The sequence below is a fragment of the Bifidobacterium sp. LH_419 genome (assembly GCF_056356955.1).
On sequence record NZ_JBKEVG010000017.1, the window covers coordinates 1 to 22687 of the forward strand.

Annotated in this window: 14 protein-coding genes and 1 tRNA gene; 8 read left to right on the forward strand and 7 right to left on the reverse strand. The window is 65.9% G+C overall.

The genetic code is table 11. The features are described from left to right. Positions 1-328: 328 nt before the first annotated feature. The 3 genes from AC1AYX_RS09435 to AC1AYX_RS09445 form a co-directional block, all read right to left on the reverse strand. Positions 329-402, reverse strand: a tRNA-Thr gene (locus tag AC1AYX_RS09435). A gap of 231 nt (positions 403-633) precedes the next feature. After that, on the reverse strand, positions 634-1611 hold the full coding sequence (locus AC1AYX_RS09440; protein ID WP_476503233.1) for a DsbA family protein: 978 nt from the start codon (positions 1609-1611) through the stop codon (positions 634-636). 126 nt (positions 1612-1737) lie between these two features. Continuing rightward, complete coding sequence (locus AC1AYX_RS09445) at positions 1738-4089, reverse strand: serine/threonine-protein kinase (protein ID WP_476503234.1); 2352 nt, start codon at positions 4087-4089, stop codon at positions 1738-1740. A gap of 204 nt (positions 4090-4293) precedes the next feature. Between AC1AYX_RS09445 and AC1AYX_RS09450 the strand changes: the two genes are divergently transcribed. Further along, positions 4294-7179, forward strand: coding sequence for a beta-glucosidase (locus AC1AYX_RS09450; protein WP_476503235.1), 2886 nt, complete (start codon positions 4294-4296; stop codon positions 7177-7179). Between the two features lie 226 nt (positions 7180-7405). On the opposite strand, the gene AC1AYX_RS09455 is transcribed toward AC1AYX_RS09450, so the two are convergent. Then, the gene (locus tag AC1AYX_RS09455; RefSeq protein ID WP_476503236.1) at positions 7406-8923 is read right to left on the reverse strand and encodes a hypothetical protein; all 1518 of its coding nucleotides are present in this window, start codon (positions 8921-8923) and stop codon (positions 7406-7408) included. A gap of 240 nt (positions 8924-9163) precedes the next feature. Here AC1AYX_RS09455 and AC1AYX_RS09460 point away from each other — a divergent pair, with 240 nt between their 5' ends. Further along, positions 9164-9862: a response regulator transcription factor gene (locus tag AC1AYX_RS09460; protein ID WP_476503237.1), complete on the forward strand. Its 699-nt coding sequence runs from the start codon at positions 9164-9166 to the stop codon at positions 9860-9862. Continuing rightward, the gene (locus AC1AYX_RS09465; RefSeq protein ID WP_476503238.1) at positions 9838-10692 is read left to right on the forward strand and encodes an ATP-binding protein; all 855 of its coding nucleotides are present in this window, start codon (positions 9838-9840) and stop codon (positions 10690-10692) included. Before AC1AYX_RS09460 ends, AC1AYX_RS09465 begins: the two co-directional genes overlap by 25 nt. A 201-nt stretch (positions 10693-10893) precedes the next feature. Here the strand turns inward: AC1AYX_RS09465 and AC1AYX_RS09470 are convergent, their stop codons facing one another. Then, the gene (locus tag AC1AYX_RS09470) at positions 10894-12309 is read right to left on the reverse strand and encodes an ATP-binding protein (protein ID WP_476503239.1); all 1416 of its coding nucleotides are present in this window, start codon (positions 12307-12309) and stop codon (positions 10894-10896) included. Between the two features lie 266 nt (positions 12310-12575). Here AC1AYX_RS09470 and AC1AYX_RS09475 point away from each other — a divergent pair, with 266 nt between their 5' ends. Both AC1AYX_RS09475 and AC1AYX_RS09480 read left to right on the forward strand, forming a co-directional pair. Beyond that, on the forward strand, positions 12576-15101 hold the full coding sequence (locus tag AC1AYX_RS09475; protein WP_476503240.1) for a glycoside hydrolase family 3 C-terminal domain-containing protein: 2526 nt from the start codon (positions 12576-12578) through the stop codon (positions 15099-15101). A gap of 61 nt (positions 15102-15162) precedes the next feature. After that, complete coding sequence (locus AC1AYX_RS09480; protein ID WP_476503261.1) at positions 15163-15663, forward strand: GtrA family protein; 501 nt, start codon at positions 15163-15165, stop codon at positions 15661-15663. A gap of 202 nt (positions 15664-15865) precedes the next feature. Here the strand turns inward: AC1AYX_RS09480 and AC1AYX_RS09485 are convergent, their stop codons facing one another. Both AC1AYX_RS09485 and AC1AYX_RS09490 read right to left on the reverse strand, forming a co-directional pair. Beyond that, positions 15866-17206, reverse strand: a complete 1341-nt coding sequence (locus AC1AYX_RS09485; RefSeq protein WP_476503262.1) for a sensor histidine kinase — start codon at positions 17204-17206, stop codon at positions 15866-15868. Next, entirely contained in the window at positions 17206-17922 is a 717-nt protein-coding gene (locus tag AC1AYX_RS09490) for a LytR/AlgR family response regulator transcription factor (protein WP_476503241.1), read from the reverse strand. Before AC1AYX_RS09490 ends, AC1AYX_RS09485 begins: the two co-directional genes overlap by 1 nt. A gap of 320 nt (positions 17923-18242) precedes the next feature. Here AC1AYX_RS09490 and AC1AYX_RS09495 point away from each other — a divergent pair, with 320 nt between their 5' ends. From AC1AYX_RS09495 to AC1AYX_RS09505, 3 genes are all read left to right on the forward strand, one after another. Next, positions 18243-19370 carry an ABC transporter ATP-binding protein gene (locus AC1AYX_RS09495; protein WP_476503242.1) on the forward strand — a complete coding sequence of 376 codons (1128 nt, stop codon included), beginning with the start codon at positions 18243-18245 and terminating at the stop codon, positions 19368-19370. A 637-nt stretch (positions 19371-20007) separates the two neighbouring features. After that, entirely contained in the window at positions 20008-21003 is a 996-nt protein-coding gene (gene rlmB, locus AC1AYX_RS09500) for a 23S rRNA (guanosine(2251)-2'-O)-methyltransferase RlmB (protein ID WP_476503243.1), read from the forward strand. 69 nt (positions 21004-21072) lie between these two features. Next, complete coding sequence (locus AC1AYX_RS09505; protein WP_476503244.1) at positions 21073-22473, forward strand: DUF4032 domain-containing protein; 1401 nt, start codon at positions 21073-21075, stop codon at positions 22471-22473. Positions 22474-22687 lie beyond the last annotated feature (214 nt).

The window sequence follows — 22687 nt, forward strand, 5'->3', positions numbered from 1 at the left end:
CATCCATCGAGCTTCGGCCTGGATGCAAAAGGAAAGGAAGACAACGGAAATCCTGCGACAGCATCCACACCACGCCCGGGATTTCTAAAACACCACGTTTGGTTCCTATAACCCTAGCGCACCATCTGCAAAGAAAAAGAAAAAGGGGGCGGGAGAGAAGGGGAAGTTCCCGCCCCCTATTATCAAGGCAAGGAGATGGTTGGGGGACTCTCCTGCCCTGTCCAGGAAGCCATAATCGGGGGAAGGCTCCTAGACGACTTACCCGTGTTAAGTATTTCCTGCGCGCCCCCGGCGCATCACACAGTATACGCCTTTTTCACGCATGACGAGCCTCTTGTCGGGATCGAACCGACGACCTGCCGCTTACAAGGCGGCCGCTCTGGCCATCTGAGCTAAAGAGGCGTGGCACGCAACAGTGTGTCGCGCACGCGGAAACCCAGCATAGCAGTTACCAGCGGACGAGCGCCAGCACCCTCAGTCGGCCTGCGGCCGCCAGCTCCCCCTGAAAGGGGGAGCAAAGAACAGCGGATGCACTTCGTGCACTCGTCTCCCCGCGCCCCCCCTTCAGGGGGAGCTGTCCCGCGAAGCGGGACCGAGGGGGTGCCGGAAGCGGCCCGCCCTAGTCCTCTTGGCTTACTTGCCGGTGGTGATGGAGATCGGCTTGCCGCTGGCGCCGATCGAGGGGAGCTGGCCTTCGACGCCGACCTGGTCGTCGGTGAGTCCCAGCGCGGCGACGAGGCCCTCGTTGGAGGTCATGCCCGCGGTGGACAGCTGGTTCATATCCCAGTAGTTGCCGTTGATGCGCACGGTCGGCGTGGTCATCTGGCCCTTGTAGCTGCCGGACACGTTGAACAGTTCGGAACGCTTCGGGTTGTACGTGTCGATCGCGTCCAGCCATGCCGTGTACTTGTCGACGCTCGCGGCGTTCGCGACCTTCTTGGAGACGCCCGCCTTGATCGCCTGCTGGCGCATCTTGTCGTCGGAGGTCTTCACGCCGGAGTTCTCGGCCGGCTGGAAGTCGGCGGCGTACATGTTCTGGATGAAGCCGAGGATGTGCGAAGCGTCCTTGTCCTGCTCGGCGATGGTGAGCAGCAGGTTCGCGGCGCGCGTCGAGTACTTGTCGGGGCTCCAGGTGTCGCCGAACGACATCGGGTGCAGGTCGAGGTTGATCTGGCCGGCTTCGACGAGCTTCTCCAGCGTCGCGCCGGACGCGCGCTCGAAGTTGCCGCAGCCGGAGCACATGAAGTCCATGTACACCTCGACGGTCGGCACGCCGTCGACCTTCTCGCCCACGCCGTCCTTCGAGACGATGACGCCGCCCTTCTTGTCGGCGACGGACGGCTTGTCGGAGACCTCCTGCAGCTTCGCGTACGCTTGGTCGACGGTCAGGTTCGCGCCGGAGTTCTGCGAGGCGACGTGCGAACGCCAGATCGCGATGCCGGCGACGGCGATGAGCGCGACGACCACGGCGATCACGATCGCGCCGATGATGGTCTGCTGCCTGCGCTCCTTCGCCGCCTGCTCGGCGCGCGCCTTCGCCGCGGCCTCCTCGGCTGCGCGACGGGCGGCGCGGGTCTTGCGCTGTTTGGTGTTGTTCGCTTTCGTGGCCATGCGAGACGATCCTTTCCCAACCACTGAATGACTGATCTCTGATGACTGATCTGAGGGTCAGTCTAGCCCACGAATCGACATATACGCCCGTCGCTGATTGAACTCCATATGAACTGCGGGGCCGCGCTACCGCCGTATCGCGCCCGCGCCGAGGCGCAGCATGCCGCTGCTCGGCCAGAGCGTGGTGAGGATCCATGCGATCGCGGCCATGCCGGCCAGCGCCAATCCGGTCGTCGTGAACGGTCCGTCGGTGAGCCACGGCAGTTCGTACGGCCACATGCCGTCCGGCAGCGGTGTCATCGCCCACGGCAGCTGCAGGGCGGCGGTCGCGGCGACCACGCCGGCGAGGTCGATGATCGCGAACTGTACGGATCGGCCGAGCGCGGCGAGCAGCCCTTTGAGCAGATGCCACGGCAGCTGCACGACGCGCAACGCGGAATCCGAGCCCTTGCGCATGCCGCCGCGGCGGCTTTCGCGCTCGATCTGCGCCTCCGTGCTGTACCCGACGGTGAACAGCAGCCACATCAGCGCCGCCGCCACGGCGAGGCCGATCAGCGGTTGGAACACCGCGGCGACCGCCGGTACGACGGCCATCATGCACAGGACGGCCACGCCCTGCTCGAGGTACTGCGCCCGCCGCGAGTCGGCGGTGTTGCGATGCTGCGGCGCGTTCGGATTCGCCGCGTTGCGGCCGTACTGCGATTGGGGCGTCTCGTACCCCGGCTGCGCGAAATCCGGCTGGACGTATTCCGGCTGCGGCGGTTCGTACTGCGGCGGCAGCAGCTCGGCCGGCGGCCGCGGCGGTTCCGGCGGCTGCATGTTCTGCGGCATCACCGCCGTCGCGTCCGGCTGGTCGCGCAGGAACGCCGGGACGTCGCCCTTCGGCTTCGGCGTCACGATCGGAATGTCGCGCGAGGAGGTCGGCACGTAGGCGGGAGGCAGGGAGGAGCCGGTACGGTTCGAGGCGTCCGCCACGCGCTGCAGCGGCGACTGGTCGTCGCCGGCCGCCGCCACGCGCGCCGCCGTCGCGCGGCCGGTGGCCGTGCGCGGCGTGCGGTTCGGGTTCGTGTTCTGGGTCGGATTGTTCGGATTCGCGCCGGCGACTGCGGCGGAACCCGCACCGGCGGCCGGGATGAGCGGCGGATTCGCCGCGTCGCCCGGACCGAGCACGTCGCTGGGCAGCGTGACCGTGCACTGGTCCGGCGTCAGCGCGCGCGTCGCGTCGACGCCGTCGTCCGCGTCGTCGCGCCATGCCGCGCGGCCGGTGGCCGTGCGTGGCATGGGCGACGTGGACGGCACGCCTGCACCGCGCATCGACGACGGCATCACCGACGTCGCCGGCAATGTGGCGGTCGCGCCGGGCGTTCTCGCGCCGGGAGTCCCGGTCGCGTCGCCGGTGCCGTTCGTGCCGCCTGCGCCGAGCACTCTGGTCGCCGCGTTGGGGCCGCCGTCAAAAGGGCGCATCACCTCGGTCGCGCCGTTGCCGGTCGCGCCGGTCGCATCGGTCGCGGAATCGCCGCCGAAGCCGTCGTCATCCCAATTCACGGGATTGAGCGCGTCCAGCGCGATCGCGTGGAGCAGCTGGTCGGGAGTGCAGCGGCGGCGCGGATTGGGATTGAGCGCGCTGCGGAACGCGGTGAGCGTGTGCGTGGGCAGCCCGGCGAGGTTCGCGTTGCCGCTCGCCTCGCGTTCCAGCACGGCCATCAGCGGCTTCGTGCCGAACACCGGTTCGCCGATCGCGGCGAACGCGAGCACGGAGGCGACCGACCACCAGTCCGTCGCCTCGCTCGAATCGGCGCCGTCGATGATCTCCGGCGCGATGAAGCCGGGCGTGCCCATCACGAGGCCCGTGCGCGTCACGTGGCTTTCGCCTTCGCCCATCGCGATGCCGAAGTCGACGAGCACCGGACCGGACGCGGAGACCATCACGTTCGTCGGTTTGATGTCGCGGTGCACGATGCCGGCCGCGTGCACGGCCTTGACGGCCTCCATCAGCTTGCGCGCGAGCCGTTCCAGATCGTCGCCCACGTATTTGCCGTTCGCGGCGACGTCGTCCTTGAGATTCCTGCCTTCGATGAGTTCGGTGACGATGAACGCGAGGGCGTCGTCGAGCTCCATGTCGACGATGCCGCACACGCCCGGATGATTCACCTTCTTCAACGCGAGGGCCTCGCGGCGCAGACGCTCGCGCGGCGTCACGTTCTCCTTGAGGTTCGGGTCCTGCGCGGGGCGGCGGGAGGCAGGGGAGCCGGGGGCGCCCGGACTGGCCGCCGCGCCATCGCCGGAGAGATCATCGGACGAACCGTCCTCGGCGAGCGAATCGCGCAGGATCTTCATCGCGTACACCTGACCGCCGTCGTCGAGCACGCGCCATACCGAACCCATCGCGCCGGAACCCAGGCGGGAGACGAGCGTATAGCCGCCCACCACTTCGCCCGGTTCCAGATTCAACGCCGTCAGATCACTCATACCGCCCATCCTATCCTTGGGCCTGGCATGCCGGTATATATGTGCCGGTCGGCCGTGCCGCCCATGCGTGCGGGGAATGGGCGGGCGTGCAGAATATGCATGCGAAACGACAGGATGGGGTGAGCGGGCGGCGTGGCCCGCGGCGGTCGTGCACAATCGGGGATAACGACATCGACGACGTGTCGGATGAAAGCAGAATCAAGGAGGAGAACGATGCTGAGCATCAACTGGAGCGACGTGATGAACGTCATCGCTTCGATCGCGCCGCAGCTGATCGCCATCGGCGTGGTGTTCGTGCTGGCGCTCGCGCTGACCATCGGCGTGAACAAGAAGACGGTGAAGAACGTCGCCACCCGCAAACTCGTGCATTCCGAATCGTGGATCGTGTTCCTGGTCGCCGTGGTCGTGGCCGTGTCCATGATGCTGTTCGGCCCGCTGGCCTCGCTGCTCAACAGCGCGACCGCCACCAAGTACACGCTGTCCGAGACCACGATCTCCAACGCGAACAAGCTCGCCAAGGAGATCCAGTCCGAGGCGATCACGATGCTGAAGAACGAGGACTCCAACCTGCCGCTCGCCTCGAAGAAGGTCAACGTGTTCGGCTGGGGCTCCACGAACCCGGTCTACGGCGGCACCGGCTCCGGCTCGATGAACCAGTCCTACAAGACCACCTCCATCCTCGACGGCCTCAAGCAGGCGGGCGTCGAGACCAACACCGAACTGAGCAAGCTGTACACCGACTACCGCAAGGACCGTCCGGTCGTGGCCATGGCCGAGCAGGACTGGACCCTGCCCGAAGTGCCGGCCAAGCAGTACTCGAGCAAGCTCATCTCCGATGCCAAGGCCTTCTCCGACGAGGCCGTGGTCGTCATCACCCGCGTCGGCGGCGAGGGCGCCGACCTGCCGAAGGACATGACCGCCAAGGGCATCACCTACCACGACAACTCCAAGGACTACAAGGACTTCCAGAAGGGCGGCAGCTTCCTCGAGCTCAGCCAGACCGAGAAGGACATGATCGACCTGGTCACCAAGAACTTCGACAAGGTCACCGTCGTCTACAACGGCGCCAACACCTTCGAGCTCGGCTTCGTCGACAACTACCCGCAGATCAAGTCCGTGCTGTGGTGCCCGCCCGCCGGCCAGACCGGCTTCTCCGCGCTCGGCGAGGTGCTCGCCGGCGACGTGAACCCGTCCGGCAGGACCTCCGACACCTTCGTCAAGGACCTCACCCAGCAGCCGAGCTACAACAACGCCGGTGATTTCAAGTACGACAACATGAAGGAGTTCGCCACCGAGAACTTCGAGGAGGGCAAGACCTCCCCGGCGTTCGTCAACTACGTCGAAGGCATCTACGTCGGCTACAAGTACTGGGAGACCGCGGCCGACGAAGGCGCGATCGACTACGACGACTACGTGCAGTACCCGTTCGGCTACGGCCTGAGCTACACCACCTTCGACCAGAAGATGGGCGACGTGACGTACTCCGACGGCAAGGTCTCCTTCGACGTGACCGTCACCAACACCGGCGACAAGGCCGGCAAGGACGTCGTCGAGACGTACTTCGACCCGCCGTACACCAACGGCGGCATCGAGAAGGCCAGCGCCAACCTGGTCGCCTTCGAGAAGACCAAGGAGCTCAAGCCCGGCGAATCCGAGACCGTGAAGATCTCGTTCGACGATGACGACATGGCCTCCTACGATTCCAAGACCGCGAAGGCCTACGTGCTCGAGGCGGGCGACTACGGCATCTCCATCCAGTCCGATTCGCACACCACGATCGACGAGAAGACCGTGACCGTCGACAAGACGATCACCTACGACTCCAAGTCCAACACGCACTCGGGTGACAAGACCGTCGCGACCAACGTGTTCGACGACGCCGAGGGCGAGGAGCAGGGCATCACCTACCTGTCCCGTGCCGACCACTTCGCCAACTACAAGCAGGCGACCGCCAAGCCGACGAACTACACGCTGTCCGCCGACCTCAAGGCCAAGTTCCGCAACCTGTCGAACTACAAGCCGTCCGAGACGAACGACGACTCCGACCAGATGCCGACCACCGGCGCGAAGAACGGCGTGCGTCTGGCCGACCTCACCGGCAAGGACTACGACGATCCGCTGTGGGACAAGCTGCTCGACCAGCTGACCTTCGACCAGATGGACAACCTGATCGCCTTCGGCGGCTACGGCACGCAGGCCGTGAACTCCGTCGGCAAGATCGCCCTGACCGACGTCGACGGCCCCGCCTCCCTGAACAACAACTTCACCGGCGTCGGCTCCATCGGCTTCCCGTCCTCCACCTCCGTGGCGTGCACGTGGAACAAGGATCTGGCCCGCCAGTTCGGCGACGGCATCGGCGACATGGCCCACGACATGCACGTGGCCGGCTGGTATGCCCCCGCCATGAACATCCACCGCAACGCGTTCGCCGGCCGTACCTTCGAGTACTTCTCCGAGGACGGCTACCTGTCCGGCGTGATGGCCTCCCAGCAGGTGGCCGGCGCGCAGGCCAAGGGCGTGTACGCCTTCATGAAGCACTTCGCCCTGAACGACCAGGAGACGAACCGACTGAGCGAGCTCAACACCTGGGCCAACGAGCAGTCGATCCGCGAGATCTACCTGAAGCCGTTCGAGATGAGCGTGAAGGAAGGCGGCGCGGGCGCCGTGATGAGCGCCTTCAACTACATCGGCACCGAGTGGGCCGGCTCGCACTCCGGACTGCTCAACACCGTCCTGCGTGACGAGTGGGGCTTCCGCGGCATGGTCCTCACCGACTACTTCGGCGGCTACGGCTACCAGAGCGGCGACCGCGCGATCCGCGGCGGCAACGACCTGATGCTCGCCACCACCGACGTGACGAACCACATCACCGACAAGTCCGCCACCTCGGTCAAGGCGATGCGCACCGCCTCGCACAACATCCTCTACACGGCCGCCAACAGCTGGCTGTACGAGAACGGCGAGCCCGACGTCGCCACCCCGATCTGGAAGACCATCTCCTACGTGGTCTGGGGCGTGACCGCCGTCCTCGCGATCGGACTCGAGGTCCTCACCATCAAGCGCTACCTCGCCCGCCGCGCCGTGAAGGCCACGAAGTAGTCAGCAGCCCTCGGCCCCCTCTGACGGTCGAGCTGTCAGCCACAGGCTGACCGGGAGAGAGAAGCGGCCGCAGGCCGCGGGAGACGCAGTATCGGTTACTGGCCGATGCGCTCCCGCCGCCTGCGGCCGCTTCGTTGCTTCTAAAAATTTTTGAGAAGTTACGCCATAAACTTCTCAAAATTTTTGAGAAGTTGTGTGCATAGGCCGTTCTCTCGCGTGCTACGTCTCACCAGTCCGTTCGCCGGCGCACGATCATGATCGCCACGACCAGCAGCGCCGCGACGGCGGCGACGATGGCGATCGTCGTCGTGCTGAGCGGCCGCCGCCCGTCGCCTTCCGTAGTCGACCGGCTCACGGATTCCGCGGTGAACGGGGAGACGTCCATCGCGAGCAGCGCGGCCGGTTGCGCGGAATCGGTTGCCGAGGCGAGCAGCACGTACCAGATGCCGCCGTCCTGCGAGAACGTCCAGCCTGCCGCATGGCCGGTCGCCGCACCGGAAAGACCGGAATCACCAGTGCCGTCGGCGGTCTCGAACGTCAGCGTGCGCGTGACCGTGGGATCGTTCCTGTCGAACGTGTTCACACGGAGTGCGATCGCGTCACCGTTTCCGTGGTCGATCGAGTACAGCAGCGTGCCGTCCGGATTGATGGCCGAGACGAGATCGCCCGTCTCCAGCCACTGCATGGTGCCTTCGTCGACGACGAGTCTGCCGTTCGTCATGCCGACGAGCAAGCGTGCGCCGCTCGGCGCGAGCAGGATGCGGTCGAGCGGCAGGTGCCGTCCGAACATCGTGTGCACCACCGTCGTCTTGCCCGAGCCGGTGTCCGAGCCCGAGCCGGAATGCTCGTAAGCGTCGACGTCGATCGCCAGCACCCGCGAATCGGCGGTGCCCACGTACAGCGCGTGGCGGTCCGTGGTCCCGGTGGCGTAGACGGTCGGCGACACGTCGTTCGCGATATCGTCCATCACGCCGGTGGCGACGTCGACCGCCATCAGCCGCAACGACCGTCCGGCGGCAGCGTCGTCGTCGCCCGTATCACCGCCATCGCCCGTATCGTCGGTTCCGTCCGCATCATCGACGCCGACGAACCATACTGTCCCGGCCGAGTTCGTCGTGTACGGCGTGACGTCGCGGATCGCGGCGGCGGTACCAGCGTCGCCGTCGTCGGCGTATCGCAGCGGGACGGCGGCGACGTTCTCGCCGCCTGCCGCCGCGAACGTGTGCAACGTCCACGAGCGCGGCGCAACGTCGCCGCCGGTGACATCGGGTTCGATCACGCCGATACGCGCGCCGTCCGGCGACAGCATGTAGTCGCTTCCGGTCGAGGGATGCAATGTGACCGTGAGATCGTCGACGCCGATTGCGGCGATGCCGTTCGCGCCGTTGACGAGCATCGTCCTGCCATCCGGCGTGAACTCGACGTGCGGTCGGGACGTGGCGAAGCCGCCGTCCACCTGTGCGGTGCCGTCCGCGGACAGGTCCGTGATGCGGATTCGGCAGACCGTGCCGCCTTTGTCGATCGCGAACAGGAACCGGCCGCCGGGAGCGGACGCCAGCGCGATCGGATCGCTGCCGAGACAGGAGGCGTCGCGCAGCGCCGTGACGGGAAGCGTGCCGGTGCGGTCGAGCGCCGATGCCGCGGAAGGAGCGGCCGTGCAGAGCACGACCGCGGTGCAGAAGGCGAGCATGGCGCGCATCAGCGTGCGCGCCGTCGCCGGAAGATGCGTGTCATGGCCGAACATGGGAGGACTCCTTCATCGTCCGTCGTTTCCGTTGTTTTCCGTCGGATGCCGTATCCGTGATTCCAGCGTATCCGTGGCGTTCCGCGACGTCGTCGCATACGCCCGAAGGCATCAACGTTTGTCGTGACGGCGGCCGGCGTCGCCCGCATCGAAGCGTCCCGTCAACGTTTGATGATGAACCGTCGCGCGCACGGTGCCGCCGCCCGTCGCCGCGTGGGAATCGGCGATACACTGCGGATTATGGAACGGTCCGATGAGGTGCGTGGAAACGGTGACGGCGGCGGGACGATCGTCTCGGTCGGCATCGTCGACAACGACGCCATCACCCTGTACGCGCTACGCGCGATCATCCCGCGGATGGCGGGCATGCGGCTGGCGTGGGAGGCGACGGCCGGTCGGGAGGCGTTCGTCAGATGCGTGGAGGACGACGACCGCCCCGACGTGCTGCTGGTCGACATGGGGCTTGCGGACATGCCCGGCCCGCTGCTGTGCCGTCTCATCCGGTCCGCCGCGCCGCGCCCGCCGATGCTCGCCATCACCTCATACCCGATCGAACTGTACGCATCGGACGCGGCTGAGGCGGGAGCGCAGGGCATCATCGGCAAAACGGACATGCGCGACCTGCAACGGGCGATACGGATCGTGGCCGCCGGCGGAACGGTGCCGTCGCAGGCCGCGCCCGACGTGCGGTTCGACGACGCCGGGACGGCGTTCCCACGCATCCGCCGCACGCCCGCCGAACCGGCGGCGACGCTGACCTGGCCGGAGATGGAAGTGCTCAACCTGAGCGCGCAGGGGCTCAACCTCAACGAGATTGCGCGACGGCTCGGCATCCAGCCGCCCACCGCACGATCCCACGCGCGGCACGCGCGCATCAAACTGAACGCACGGACGTTGGGGGAGGCGCTGGTCAAATGGAATCAGGCGAAACGGCGCTGAGGCCGGTCGACGACGATCTGGCCGTCCACGGCATGCGATGGCGTGCGCTGCACGACGCCGTCACCGGGGAATTGTCCGCGATCGCGCTGTTGTCGCAGAGCGCGGGAGAGGGGGAGTACGGCGGTGCCGATGGTGCGCGTGGTCGCGTTGGTTCCGTTGGTTCGGGTGATTCCGTTGGTTCGGGTGATTCCGGTGATTCGGGGGATTCGGGGGATGGCCGTGCGTTGATGAGGGACATCAACCGGCTGTCCCTCGCGGCTTTGGACAACACCCATGAGGTCATCCGTCTGCTGTCCGAGGCCGATGGGACGTCGGCGGGTGCGGAGGGTGTGGCGGCTGCGGCGGGTGCGGCCGCGTCGGATGTCGCCCGGTATTTCGGGCGGCAGGAGCGGCGGCTACGGAATCTGGGATTCCGCGGGATGATGACGGTGGACGTCGACGGCCGCCGGATCGCTCCGGGCATGGCGCGACTGATCCGCACGTGCGGCAAGGAGGTATGCGCCAATATCGCCCGTCATGCGGACTCGACCGTGCCGTACCGGCTGACGGTGCGGTGCGAGGGCGGGCGCGACGACGGTCGTGACGGCGGTCGTGACGGCGGTGCCATCATCATCGAGCAGAGCAACGGCGTCACGGACCATGCCGCCGGTGACGGCGTGCGTGACGGTGGCGGCGTGCCCGCCGGCACCGCCGCACACGCCGGCCGGCGGACTCTGCGATCGGGCTTCGGCCTCGCCCTCCTGCGTGAACAGGTCGAGCGCCACGGCGGCACCCTATCCCACGAAACCCGCAACGGAACCTGGCGCATCCGCATCCGGTTACCTCGATAGTCGGGGACGGAGACGGAATGCGACGGCGCCTCAATCAGCTCAATCGGATTGCGTTGTATTTCCGTAGAGAGGTGAAAGCATGGCAATAGGGGCCTTTCTCGTAGTTGTTCGGGTACGGGCCGCGAACAGGGCTCCAAGTCCATCCATCTCCGCCACGATTGGCCAAATCGTTTCGCCGCCTTCCCGGTCTGACGTACCGCATCACCGCATCAGCGACCACTTCCATGCGGGGATGACGTGTATCGTGCCGGCTTCGACCGCGACGGTCTCCTCATCATGCAACGTCAGGATGCTTCCGGAACCGAGGTGAGTGCGTGCCATGACCGCGGCCAACGAGCCGATCTCGCGGTTCCGCGTCTTCGTGGCGGTCATGTCCGCGGTCACCTGATACAGCGCGTATGGTTCGGCGGCGAGGGCGTCGCCGACCAGGAAGTCGACCTTCTCCTGCTTGGGGCCGGGCATGGTGTAGGACGTCACAGCCTCCGTCCTGCGTCCGGCGGTCCGGCGGTGCAGTTCGCAGAACACGGCCGTCTCCAATCGTTTGCCGAGATCCTGCTGGTTCGCGCGGGAAACCGCGTAGGCCATGCCCTGATCGACCGCGTACATCTTCGGCACGCTGGTGCTGCCCGGTTTGAGCGCCGTGCGGTATTCGGGCAGCTCGTAGACCAGATACGCCTGCTTGAACAGTTCCAGCAGCGTATTGACTTTGTCCCAATACACTTTCCAGCCGGTGGCTTTCAATGCGGCGACGAGTGCGTTGACGGACAGCTCGCACGCCGTGTTGCGCAATAGGTAGAGTGCGGTCTGCGTGGCCATCGCGATGTTCTCTCGTCCGAACTGTTCCGCGACGTCGCGCGCCACCACGTCGCGCATGTAGCTTTGCAGCATCTCGACGCGATCCGGCTCGATCAGCCGTTGCACACCGGGGAATCCCCCTTCGACCAAATAGCGTTCGTATGCGCCTTCGAATCCGGTGATCTCCTGTGGCGAGAACGCCTCATTAATCACTTTAATCACTGCGGAAGCATCATCGGATTCGCCGTGGCCGTCCGGAACGGCATCCGGCACGGCGATGCCGCGGAACGTGCAGTATTCCCGGAACGACAGTGGCATCATCGCGTGCGCGTGCGATCGACCACGGAAGTTCGTGGCAATCTCCTCGCTGGACAGTTTCGATGATGAGCCGGTGATGACCAGCGTCACCTTCTCATGTTCCGTGATGCGTTGGCAGAATCCCTGCCAGTTCGCACATTCCTGCACCTCGTCGAGGAACAGGTACGCGCCTTCGCTTCGCGCTTCGGGCACCTGACGCCAGTACTCGTTGACGACGTCGTCGAGCACGTCATCCGGCATCGGCAGCAGGCGGTCGTCGGCGAAATTGAAGTAGAGGATGCGGTCGCGCGGCACTCCGGCGGCCAGCAGGTCATGGATCTTCTGGAACAGGTAGAACGTCTTGCCGCAACGCCGGATGCCGGTGATGATGTGCACGATGTTGAACATGGCGGGCTTGTCGAGTTGACGAATCACCTCGTCGCGGCGCGAGGGGGTGGGGATGTCGAGGCGCATGGCCTCGCGTACCAGCATGGCATAGGATTCGCGCGGATTGTCCGGAACCATGGTCGCCTCGTTCCTCTCATACGTTTATCGTCGCAACCTTTACGGTATCACTTCTTAAAAATTTTGAGAAGTAATACAGTGAACTTCTTAAGAATTTTGAGAAGTGGTATGCGTGGATCGTTCCGTAAGAGCCTGCGTGCCATTCGTGCGGAGGAAACGACAGGTTGTGTGCACGCCGCCCCACGCGCCCGCGAATCCTGATTGAATCGAAGCAACAACGATGAAGAAATCGAACGAACAAGCCAATCACTGCAAGGGAGAGTGACATGGAACTCGAAGAGCTTTCGGTGGCCGAGAAGGCGGCGATGCTGTCCGGCGGATCCGAATGGGATTCCCGCGGCAACGACCGCGCCGGCGTGCCCAGCTTCGTGATGAGCGACGGCCCCCACGGCGTGCGACGCCAGCTCGGCGAAGGCGACCATCTGGGCCTCGGCGCCTCCAAGCCCGCCACCTGCTTCCCGACCGCCGGCACCGTCGCCGGATCGTGGGATCCGGCGCTCGCCGAACGGATGGGCGAGGCCCTCGGCCGCGAGGCGCACGACCTCGACGTGAACGTGCTGCTCGGTCCCGGCCTCAACATCAAACGCAACCCGCTATGCGGCCGGAACTTCGAGTACTACTCGGAGGATCCCATCGTCGCCGGCCGCATGGCCGCCGGCCTCATCCGCGGTATCCAGTCGAACGGCGTCTCCGCCTGCCCGAAGCATTTCGCGGTCAACAGCCAGGAGCTGCGCCGCCAGGCCTCCAACTCGGTCATCGACGAGCGCACGATGCGCGAGATCTACCTGACCGGATTCGAGATCGCCGTGCGCGAGGCCGCGCCGATGACGATCATGACCTCCTACAACGAGATCAACGGCGTCTACGCGCACGAGAACAAGCATCTGCTGCAGGACATCCTGCGCGACGAATGGGGCTTCGACGGCATGGTCGTCTCCGATTGGGGCGGCTCCAACTCGGCCGTCGCCGCCGTCAAGGCGGGCGGCTCGCTCGAGATGCCGAGTCCCGGATTCACGTCCGTGCGCGAACTCGAAAGCGCCGTCGCCGCCGGTACGCTCTCCGAGGCGGACCTCGACGCCCGCGCCCGCGAAGTCGCGAAGGTCGCGGGCCGCACGCGCCTCGACGGCGTCGGCCGCGACGACCTGCTCGACGAATCCGTCATCAAGGCGCATCACGAGGTCGCGCGCCGCGTCGCCGAAGGCTCGATGGTCCTGCTGAAGAACGCGTCCGTGGGCACCAGCGGCACCGACGGCGCCCCCGCGCTCCCGTTCCGCCCGGGCGCGCGCGTCGCCGTTGTCGGCGACATGGCGAAGACCCCGCGATTCCAAGGCTCCGGCTCGTCCAAGGTGAACGCCACGCGCGAAGAGAACATCCTCGACGAACTCGGCAAGTCCGACGTCGCCGAAGTCGCCGGCTACGCGCCCGGCTACGACCGTCAGGGAGCCGTGAAGCCGGAACTCGTGCGCGAGGCCGTCGACCTTGTCTCGCGCGACGACGTGGACGTCGCGCTCGCCGTCGTCGGCCTTGACGAACGCAGCGAATCCGAAGGCCTCGACCGTGCGACGATGGCCATCCCGCAGGCGCAGAACGATCTGATCGCCGCGCTCGCCGCGACCGGCAAGCCGATCGTCGTCGTGCTCGTCGCCGGCTCCCCGGTCGAACTGCCGTGGCACGACGACGTCGCCGCGATCCTCTACATCGGACTGTCCGGACAGGCGGGCGCGTCCGCCACCGTGCGCGCGCTCACCGGCAAGGTCAATCCGTCGGGCCATCTCGCCGAAACGTGGCCGATGCGCTACGACGACTGCCCGTCCGCCGGCTGGTACCCGGCGACCGGCCGCGACGCCGTCTACCGTGAGGGGCCGTTCGTCGGCTACCGCTACTACGAGACTGCGGGCGTGCCTGTCCGCTTCCCGTTCGGCTACGGCCTGTCCTACGCCGCGTTCACGATGACGGGACTCGTCGCCGACGAGACCGGCGTCACCGTGACCGTCTCCAACGACTCCGACGTGGCCGGCGCGACCGTCGTCCAGCTGTACGTGGGCGGCCCGTCGCGCGGCGCGGCAGGCGCGCACGCCGGCGCGGACGGCGCTTCCGGCGCCGCCGGCGTGCTGCGCCCCGCGCGCGAGCTCAAGGGATTCGCGAAGGTGACGCTCGCCGCGCACGAGACGCGCGACGTGCGCATCGACTTCGACCGGTACACGTTCCGCCACTTCGACGCCGCCGCGCGCGACGGCGCCGGCGCGTGGCGCACCGAGTCGGGCGTGTGGACGCTGTCGGTCGGCTTCGACGCCGAGACGCTGCCGTTGAGCGAGTCGTTCGCCGTCGCCGGCGACGTGGACGCGACCGGCCCCGACCCCGCGCTCGGCCACTATCTGACCGGCGACGTCAAGCACGTGACCGACGCCGAGACGGCCGCGCTGTTCGGTTACGACGTGATCGCGCGCTCCGGCCGCAACGGGGCGACGACGTTCGGCGTCAACGATCCGATCTCGAGCTGGAGTGGTTCGCGCGGATTCATCGCGAAGACCGTCGCGAACACGCTCAAGAAGCGGGAGGCGAGCGTGCGCGAGAAGACCGGCGCGCCCGACCTCAACACGCTGTTCATCCTCAACATGCCGCCGCGGGCGATGAGCAAGATGACGCAGGGCATGGTCGATGCGGCCATGGTCGACGCGATCGTCGAGATCGGCAACGGGCACACGTTCCGGGGCCTCGGCTCGCTCATCGGGGCATACTTCCGCAACCAATCCGCCAACAAGCGCACCGCGAAGGAGATCAACCATGACTGACGCGACGAAGACCGCCGAAACCGCTACGTCCGCCAAGCCCACCGCCGAGGAGCTCGCGAAGATGGGCCCGATCCGCCGTTGGATCGCCACGCATCCGACGATCTGGGAGTTCATCCTGTTCAACGTGCTGTCGAACATCTCCACGATCGCCCGCTTCGTGGTCACATGGATCGGCACCGCCGTGTTCGTCGCCGCGCTCGGGCTCACCGCGCCGTTCCACTTCCTGATCTTCAACTACCCGGAATCCGGCAACGGCGTGGGCGGCTTCCTCACCTTCCTCTTCGCCGAGGTGATCGCGCAGGTCGTGAACTTCTTCGTGCAGATGAAGTGGGTGTTCAAGTCCGATTCCAGCTTCCACGACGCCGCGTGGAAGTACGCGATCCTCGCCGTCGTGATCGTCGTCGTGAACCTCGTGCTGCCCGGCTACGTGACCGCGCTGTGCCAAGGCTGGGGCATGAACGCGGGGCTGGCCGGCACAATCGCCTCCGTCGTGAACACGCTCCTCGCCGTCGTCGTCAGCTACCCGCTCCTCAAGTTCTGGATCATGCCCAAGAACAAGTGACGGCGTTCTGAATCGGCCCCCTCTGACGAGGGGGCTGTCCGCGTAGCGGACTGGGGGAGAGAGGTGGAGCGGCCATGAGGTCGCGGGGAAACCGCATCGGCCTTCGGCCGATTCCGTATTGCCGCCTGCGGCGACGTCTCTCCCTCCGTCCGCCTTCGGCGGCCACCTCCCTCGTCAGAGGGAGGCCTATCGCATCACCGCTCTATGCTCCCGGAATCAGCACGGTGAGCGTGAACCAGTGGTCTTCGGCCTTGATCGACACTTCGCCGCCGTATTGGGCGGCGATGTGCCGAATCGATTTGACGCCGAATCCGTGGCCGGTCGCGTTGCGTTTCGTGGTGCGCAGATTGCCGGCCGCATCCTTCTTCAATACGGCGTCGTAGTAGTTCTCCACGCGGATCACCGTGAACGCGCCCTGCCGGTACAGGGCGAGACGGATCAACCGTCGTTCCGGATCGTCCAATCGCGACGTCGCCTCGATCGCGTTGTCCAACGCGTTGCCGAACAGCGTCGCGATGTCCATCGAACTCATGTTCGCGGCGCCCAGCAGCGCACCGTCCGCGACCGCCGTGAACGTGATCCCACGCTCCTCGCATACGCGCGTCTTCGTCGTCAGAATCACGTCGAGCACCGGATTGCCGGAATGTTGCTGCGCACTGTACTCGGCGACCGAACGCTCCAACTGCTCGAAACCGGCCGCCGCATGTTCCGGATCGACCTCGGCGCGCAACGCGGCGATCTGATGCTTGAGATCGTGCGCGAGCCGCCCGATCGACTCCAGATTCTCCTTCGACGCGAGATACTCCTGATGCTGGCTCTCCAACTGCGCGTTGATGGAGGCGAGCTCCGCGCTCGCCTCCATCCGCCGCGCCTGCTCCTGCTGCGCATACAGGATCGCGAACCCGCAGAAGTCGACGAGCGTGCGGATGTAGAACACCTCCTGGCCGATCTTGCCGGAGAACGGCGTGTTCGTCGAAACGAAACTCAGATTGCTCATCGCGAACGTCACCACGGTGATCGCCACCGTGCCGACGGCCAGCTGCGCGCTGACGGTCGTCGGCGCGGACTGGCTGAAGTTGCGCCGTTCCACCGCCCACGCCGCGGCGAAACAGACCGTGTACACGCCGACCAGGATCAACGTCGCGAACGGCTGGCGCGGCGGCAGGTCCACGCCGTACGTGAGGAACGTCGAAAGCTGCCAGTGCAGCGACGCGACCAGCTCGGCGAGCACGAACGCACGCGCCGTCACATACAGGCACTCGCGTTTGCCGCCGCCGCTGCCGCGCCACACGATCAGCCACATGCAGCCGAACGCGAGCAGCATGCCGAGCGTCCAGAACCACAGCGGCATCGCTCCGGCCAGATACTGCACGCCGATCATCGCCGCCAATCCGATCGCCGCGACCGCCGCCGTGCGCCGCAAGGCCACGCGGCGGTGGATCACGGCGAGATAGGTGACGCACGCCGCCCACTCGCAGATCGCGGTGAACAGCCGCGGGATGTCCGGCATCGCGTTCGTGATCGTCGCGCCGAGACCGCCCATCACACGCCTCCCATGTACGCGGCCAGTGCGGTCATGAACGCCTTCTTGCGTGGACGGCTCACGCGCAACGGCTCGCCGTTCGACAGCACGCAGTCCTGGTCCGCCATGCCGGTCACGTGACGCAGGTTCACCAGATAGCAGGAGTTCGATCGGAAGAAATCCTTCTCCGCCAGCCGCTCCTCGAACGATTTCAGCGTGCCCGTCACCGACAGTTTGCCGCCGAGCGTATGGATGACGATCGTGTGCCGGATCGATTCGATGTACAGCACGTCGGCGAGTTCCAGCCGCTGCTGCGCGCCGCCCACGTCGATGAGGATCGACTCGTCGCCGCGCCGGTGCACCATGTCGATCGACCGTTTCAGCTCCTGGTTGAACGCGAACCACGGCACCGGTTTGAGCAGGTACGACAGCGCGCCCACCTGGTAGCCGTTGATCGCGTACTGCGGCGCCGCGGTGATGAACACGATGACGACGGTCTTGTCGCGCTCGCGGATGCGCCGCGCCGCCTCCATGCCGTCCATCTCCTTCATCTCGACGTCGAGCAGGAGGATGTCGTAGACGGGCGCGTATTTCTCGACGATCCTCGCGCCGTCGTCGAATACGGAGACGGTGAAGCGGATGCCGTCGTTCTCGGCCTGATAGCGGTTGAGATAGTCCAAGACCTGTTGGCAGGCCGAGGCGTCGTCCTCGACCACCCCGATTCTGATGTCGCGCATGACCAACCTCCCTGTCTCGCGTGGGCACCTCGTGCGGGCCTCCGGTTCCCGATTGTATCGGCCGGCCGCGCGCCGCGCGGGAAACGCCAATGCGAAAGCGCTTTCCTTGCGTGAGCGCGAACAACGTGTATAGTGAGCCGAAGGTTCGACGGAAACGATTCCGCCGGTCCGGATAAGTAAACGCTGAGGTTTGCAGATCGCCCGACGTTGCAGCGATGCGATGGATGGTGACGAACGGATCAAAGCACAGCAACCAACCGAATAATCCCTTTACAACGGATCGTGAGGCACGTACCTGCCTCTGAAAGGATTGAACAACCATGGCTGAAGTCATTTTCGACCACGTCACCCGTATCTACCCGGGCAACGACAAGCCCTCCGTGGATGATCTGAACCTCGACATCAAGGACGGCGAATTCCTCGTCCTCGTCGGCCCGTCCGGCTGCGGCAAGTCCACCACGCTGCGCATGCTCGCCGGCCTCGAGGAAGTCAACAAGGGCCGCATCCTCATCGGTGATAAGGACGTCACCACCATGCAGCCGAAGGACCGCGACATCGCCATGGTCTTCCAGAACTACGCGCTGTACCCGCACATGACCGTCGCCGACAACATGGGCTTCGCCCTGAAGATCGCCGGCACCCCGAAGGAGGAGATCCGCAAGCGCGTCGAAGAGGCCGCGAAGATCCTCGACCTGACCGAGTACCTCGACCGCAAGCCGAAGGCCCTGTCCGGCGGCCAGCGTCAGCGTGTCGCCATGGGCCGCGCCATCGTGCGTAAGCCGAAGGTGTTCCTCATGGACGAGCCGCTGTCCAACCTCGACGCCAAGCTCCGCGTCCAGACCCGTACCCAGATCGCCGCCCTGCAGCGTCAGCTTGGCGTCACCACCCTGTACGTGACCCACGATCAGACCGAGGCCCTGACGATGGGCGACCGCATCGCCGTCATCAAGCTCGGCGTCCTGCAGCAGGTCGGCGCCCCGACCGAGCTGTACGATCGCCCGGCCAACGTCTTCGTCGCCGGCTTCATCGGCTCCCCGTCGATGAACATCAACGTGCACCCGGTCGTCAACGGCAAGGCCCAGATCGGTGAGGACACCGTCGACCTGCCGGCCGACGCCGTCGACAAGCTGACCCCGGAGGACGGCGGCAAGATCGTCGTCGGCTTCCGTCCGGAGGACGCCTCTCTGGCCCCGGCCGACGATCCGAACGCCTTCTCCCTGAAGGTCGTCAACGTCGAGGATCTCGGCTCCGACGGCTACATCTACGGCAACATCATCACCGACGGCTCCGCCGCCGAGGAGGCCCAGGTCATGTCCGACCAGAACAAGCTCACCACGGTTCGCGTGAACCCGCGTGCGCTGCCGAAGGTCGGCCAGACCGTCAAGATCAAGATCGATCCGGCCAAGATGCACCTGTTCGCCCCGTCCACCGAGCTCCGCATCAACTGACGCGGTTCCGGTTATAAAGACTTGGTCGGGTTGCGGCGAATGTGCCGCCTGATTCGGCCAACCATGTCAACGAGACGTTTCTCTTCCTCTCTATTCCGTCTCGTTGGAGAAAGCCCCGCTACGCCGCGGGGCTTTCTTTGTCTACGCCAACTTCGTGGCACGTCCGCAGACGGTGACGGTTTCCCAGTTTGTTTTCCCGGGTCGTCGCCAGCTCCGTTTCCCGGGGCGTTTCCCACTCTATTCCCCGGGTCATTCTTGGTTCATTCCCGGCTCGTTCCCGCCCGGAGGCGCAAGTTTTCCCGGAAATCCCCCGCTTGTTCCGGGATTTCTTGTACTGACCACTTCCCAGCGCAAGTTTTCCCGGGAAACTGCCGCTTGTTCCGGGATTTCTTGTGCTCAGCTCGACTCAGTGCAAATATTCCCGGACGAAAGGGCCGATTCCCGGGTTTTCTTGCGCGGCCGGCTGTGCGGTGCGGGCCATGGTCGATGCCGGCATGCTGCTCGTGGAGGGGAAGACCCGTGGGCGTCGCTATATCCGCTCGACCACGGGTTCCAAGCCGATCGAACCGTGACGGGTTGGGGGTGATTTCGCCTGTGGCGGCGGGCGTTGGGGCGGGGTGCTGGGACAATGACCCTTATGGTTACTAAGAAAGGACCGACCAAGGGGTCGGGTGGCAAGCACAGGAACGCGCTTCGCGGCAAGGGACCGACGCCGAAGGCCGAGAACCGCGAATACCACAAGGCATACAAGATGAAGAACGCGGCGATGCGCCGCCAGATGGCCGATCCGCGTCTCGCGGCCCGCCGTCGCGCCGACAAGTTCTCGACGAACGACACCTCCGATCTGGTGTTCGGCCGCAACTCGGTGCTCGAGGCGCTGCGTGTGGGCGTCCCCAGCAACACGCTGTACGTCGCCTCGCGCATCGAGCACGATGACCGCACGCGCGAGATCGTCAAGCTTGCCGGCGTCCGCGGCCTGCACATGATGGAGGCGGACCGTCTGGAGATGGACCGCATCGCCCGCTCCGGCAACCATCAGGGCGTGATCCTCAAGGTGGATCCGTACCAGTACTCCTCGCTCGCCGAGCTGGCCGACCGCGCGGACAAGAAGGCCCGAGCGATGGAGGCCGCGAACTCGCCGGCCGCGCGCATCGCCGCGCGTCCGCTGTTCATCGCGCTCGACGGCGTGACCGATCCGCAGAACCTCGGCGCGGTCATCCGTTCCGCCGCCGCGTTCGGCGCGAACGGCGTGATCCTGCCGGAACGTCGTTCCGCGTCGGTGAACGCCGCCGCGTGGAAGGTGTCGGCAGGCGCCGCCGCGCACCTGCCGGTGTGCCGCGTCGTCAACCTGACGAAGGCGATCGAAAGCCTGAAGGAACGCGGCTACTACGCGGTCGCGCTCGACGGCGGCGGCAGCAGCCTCGTCGGCGAGACCGGCTTCGAGACGGATCCGCTGGTCGTCGTGCTCGGTTCGGAAGGCAAGGGCGTGAGCCGTCTCGTGCGCGAGGCGTGCGACGCGGTCGCCGGCATCCCGATCTCCAGCCAGGTCGAATCGCTCAATGCGTCCGTCGCGGCGGGCATCAGCCTGTACGCGGTCGCGAACGCGCGCCGCAAGGCCGGCGAGCAGGCATAAGCACAAACAGGTACAAGCAGGCAACATAAGCAGGCAACAAGGTAGGTAGGCACGACGATGCAAGCATCGATGAATCTGTCGAAACTGGATCCGCGCGCGGCGAAGGCGACAAGCGTCCTCGCCGAGGCCGAGACCCCCGGTAACGCGGAGCCCCGGGCCCTGAACATCACGGCGGCGAGCTCGAATCCGAAGATGTTCACCCTGCCGTGGCACAAGCCGCTCGCCACCTGGCCGGAGGACCTGCTCGCCAATCTGCCGCGCGGCATCTCCCGCCACGTGGTGCGTTTCGTGCACGTCGGCGACGAGGTGTACGCGATGAAGGAGATCACGCGCCAGATGGCCGAGCGCGAGTACGAGATCCTGCGTCGTCTGCAGAAGCTCGAGCTGCCGGCCGTGCGCCCGGTCGCCGTGGTGACGGGACGTCACAACAAGGAGGGCGAGCCGCTCGAGGCAATCCTCGTGACGAAGCATCTCAAGTTCTCGCTGCCGTACCGCGCCCTGTTCGCCCGCAACCTGCGCCCGGACACGGCCGAGCGTCTCATCGACGCCTTGGCCGTGCTGCTCGTGCGCCTGCACCTGGCCGGTTTCTACTGGGGCGACGTGTCCCTGTCGAACGTGCTGTTCCTGCGTGACGCCGACGCGTTCTCCGCGTTCCTCGTGGACGCCGAGACCGGCGATCTGCAGGTGAACCTCACCGAGGGCCAGCGCGAATACGACATCGATCTGGCGCGCACGAACATCATCGGCGAACTGATGGATCTGAGCTCCGGCCAGCTGCTGCCCAGCGACGTGGACGAGATCGAGGTCGGCAACCGTCTGGTCGAGCGCTACCACTCGCTGTGGAGCGCGCTGACCGACACCGACAAGTTCGGTCCGGACGAGATGTGGAAGATCGAGAAGCGCGTCAACAAGCTCAACGATCTCGGCTTCGACGTGGACGAGCTGGAGATGAAGACCGACGAGGACGGCAAGCGCGTGCTCGTGCGTCCGCGCGTCGTCGACGCCGGCTATGCGAACCGCAAGCTGCTGCGTCTCACCGGCCTCGACGTGCAGGAGAACCAGGCCCGCCGCCTGCTCAACGACCTCGATGCCTACCGTGCCTCCACGTGGCGCGAGGGCGAGGATCTGGAGATCGTCGCCACCGACTGGATGCGCGAGGTGTTCGAGCCGACCGTGCGTTCGATTCCGCGCGAATACCGTTCGCAGATCGAGCCGGCCCAGTTCTTCCACGAGGTGCTCACCCACCGTTGGTTCCTCGCCGAGAAGGCGGGCCACGACGTGCCGATGAGCGAGGCGGTGACCAGCTACATCAAGAACGTCCTGCCCGACCAGATGCTCGACAAGAAGGACATCGACACCCTTCTCGAAGAGGCCGATTCCGGCGTCGTCGACGACGAGTACACCTACAACGACCCCGACGACGGCTACAACCCCGACTTCGACCCCGACGCGGCGGTCTGGAGCCACTGAGCGGACGGGTTCACCCCATACTGTTCACGGTTCCCTCCGTGGTTTGCTGCGGAAAAACGTGGCGGACCACGGAGGGAACTGTGATATTCGGGGAGTGAAACGTTGCGGTAGAGGGGTAAAGCGTGACGGGTGGGGAGCGACACGCGGTAGGCAACGGGCGGGGGCCTGTTTATGACGGCGGGAGAAAACGTGTGGAATAATGGGGCCACATGCG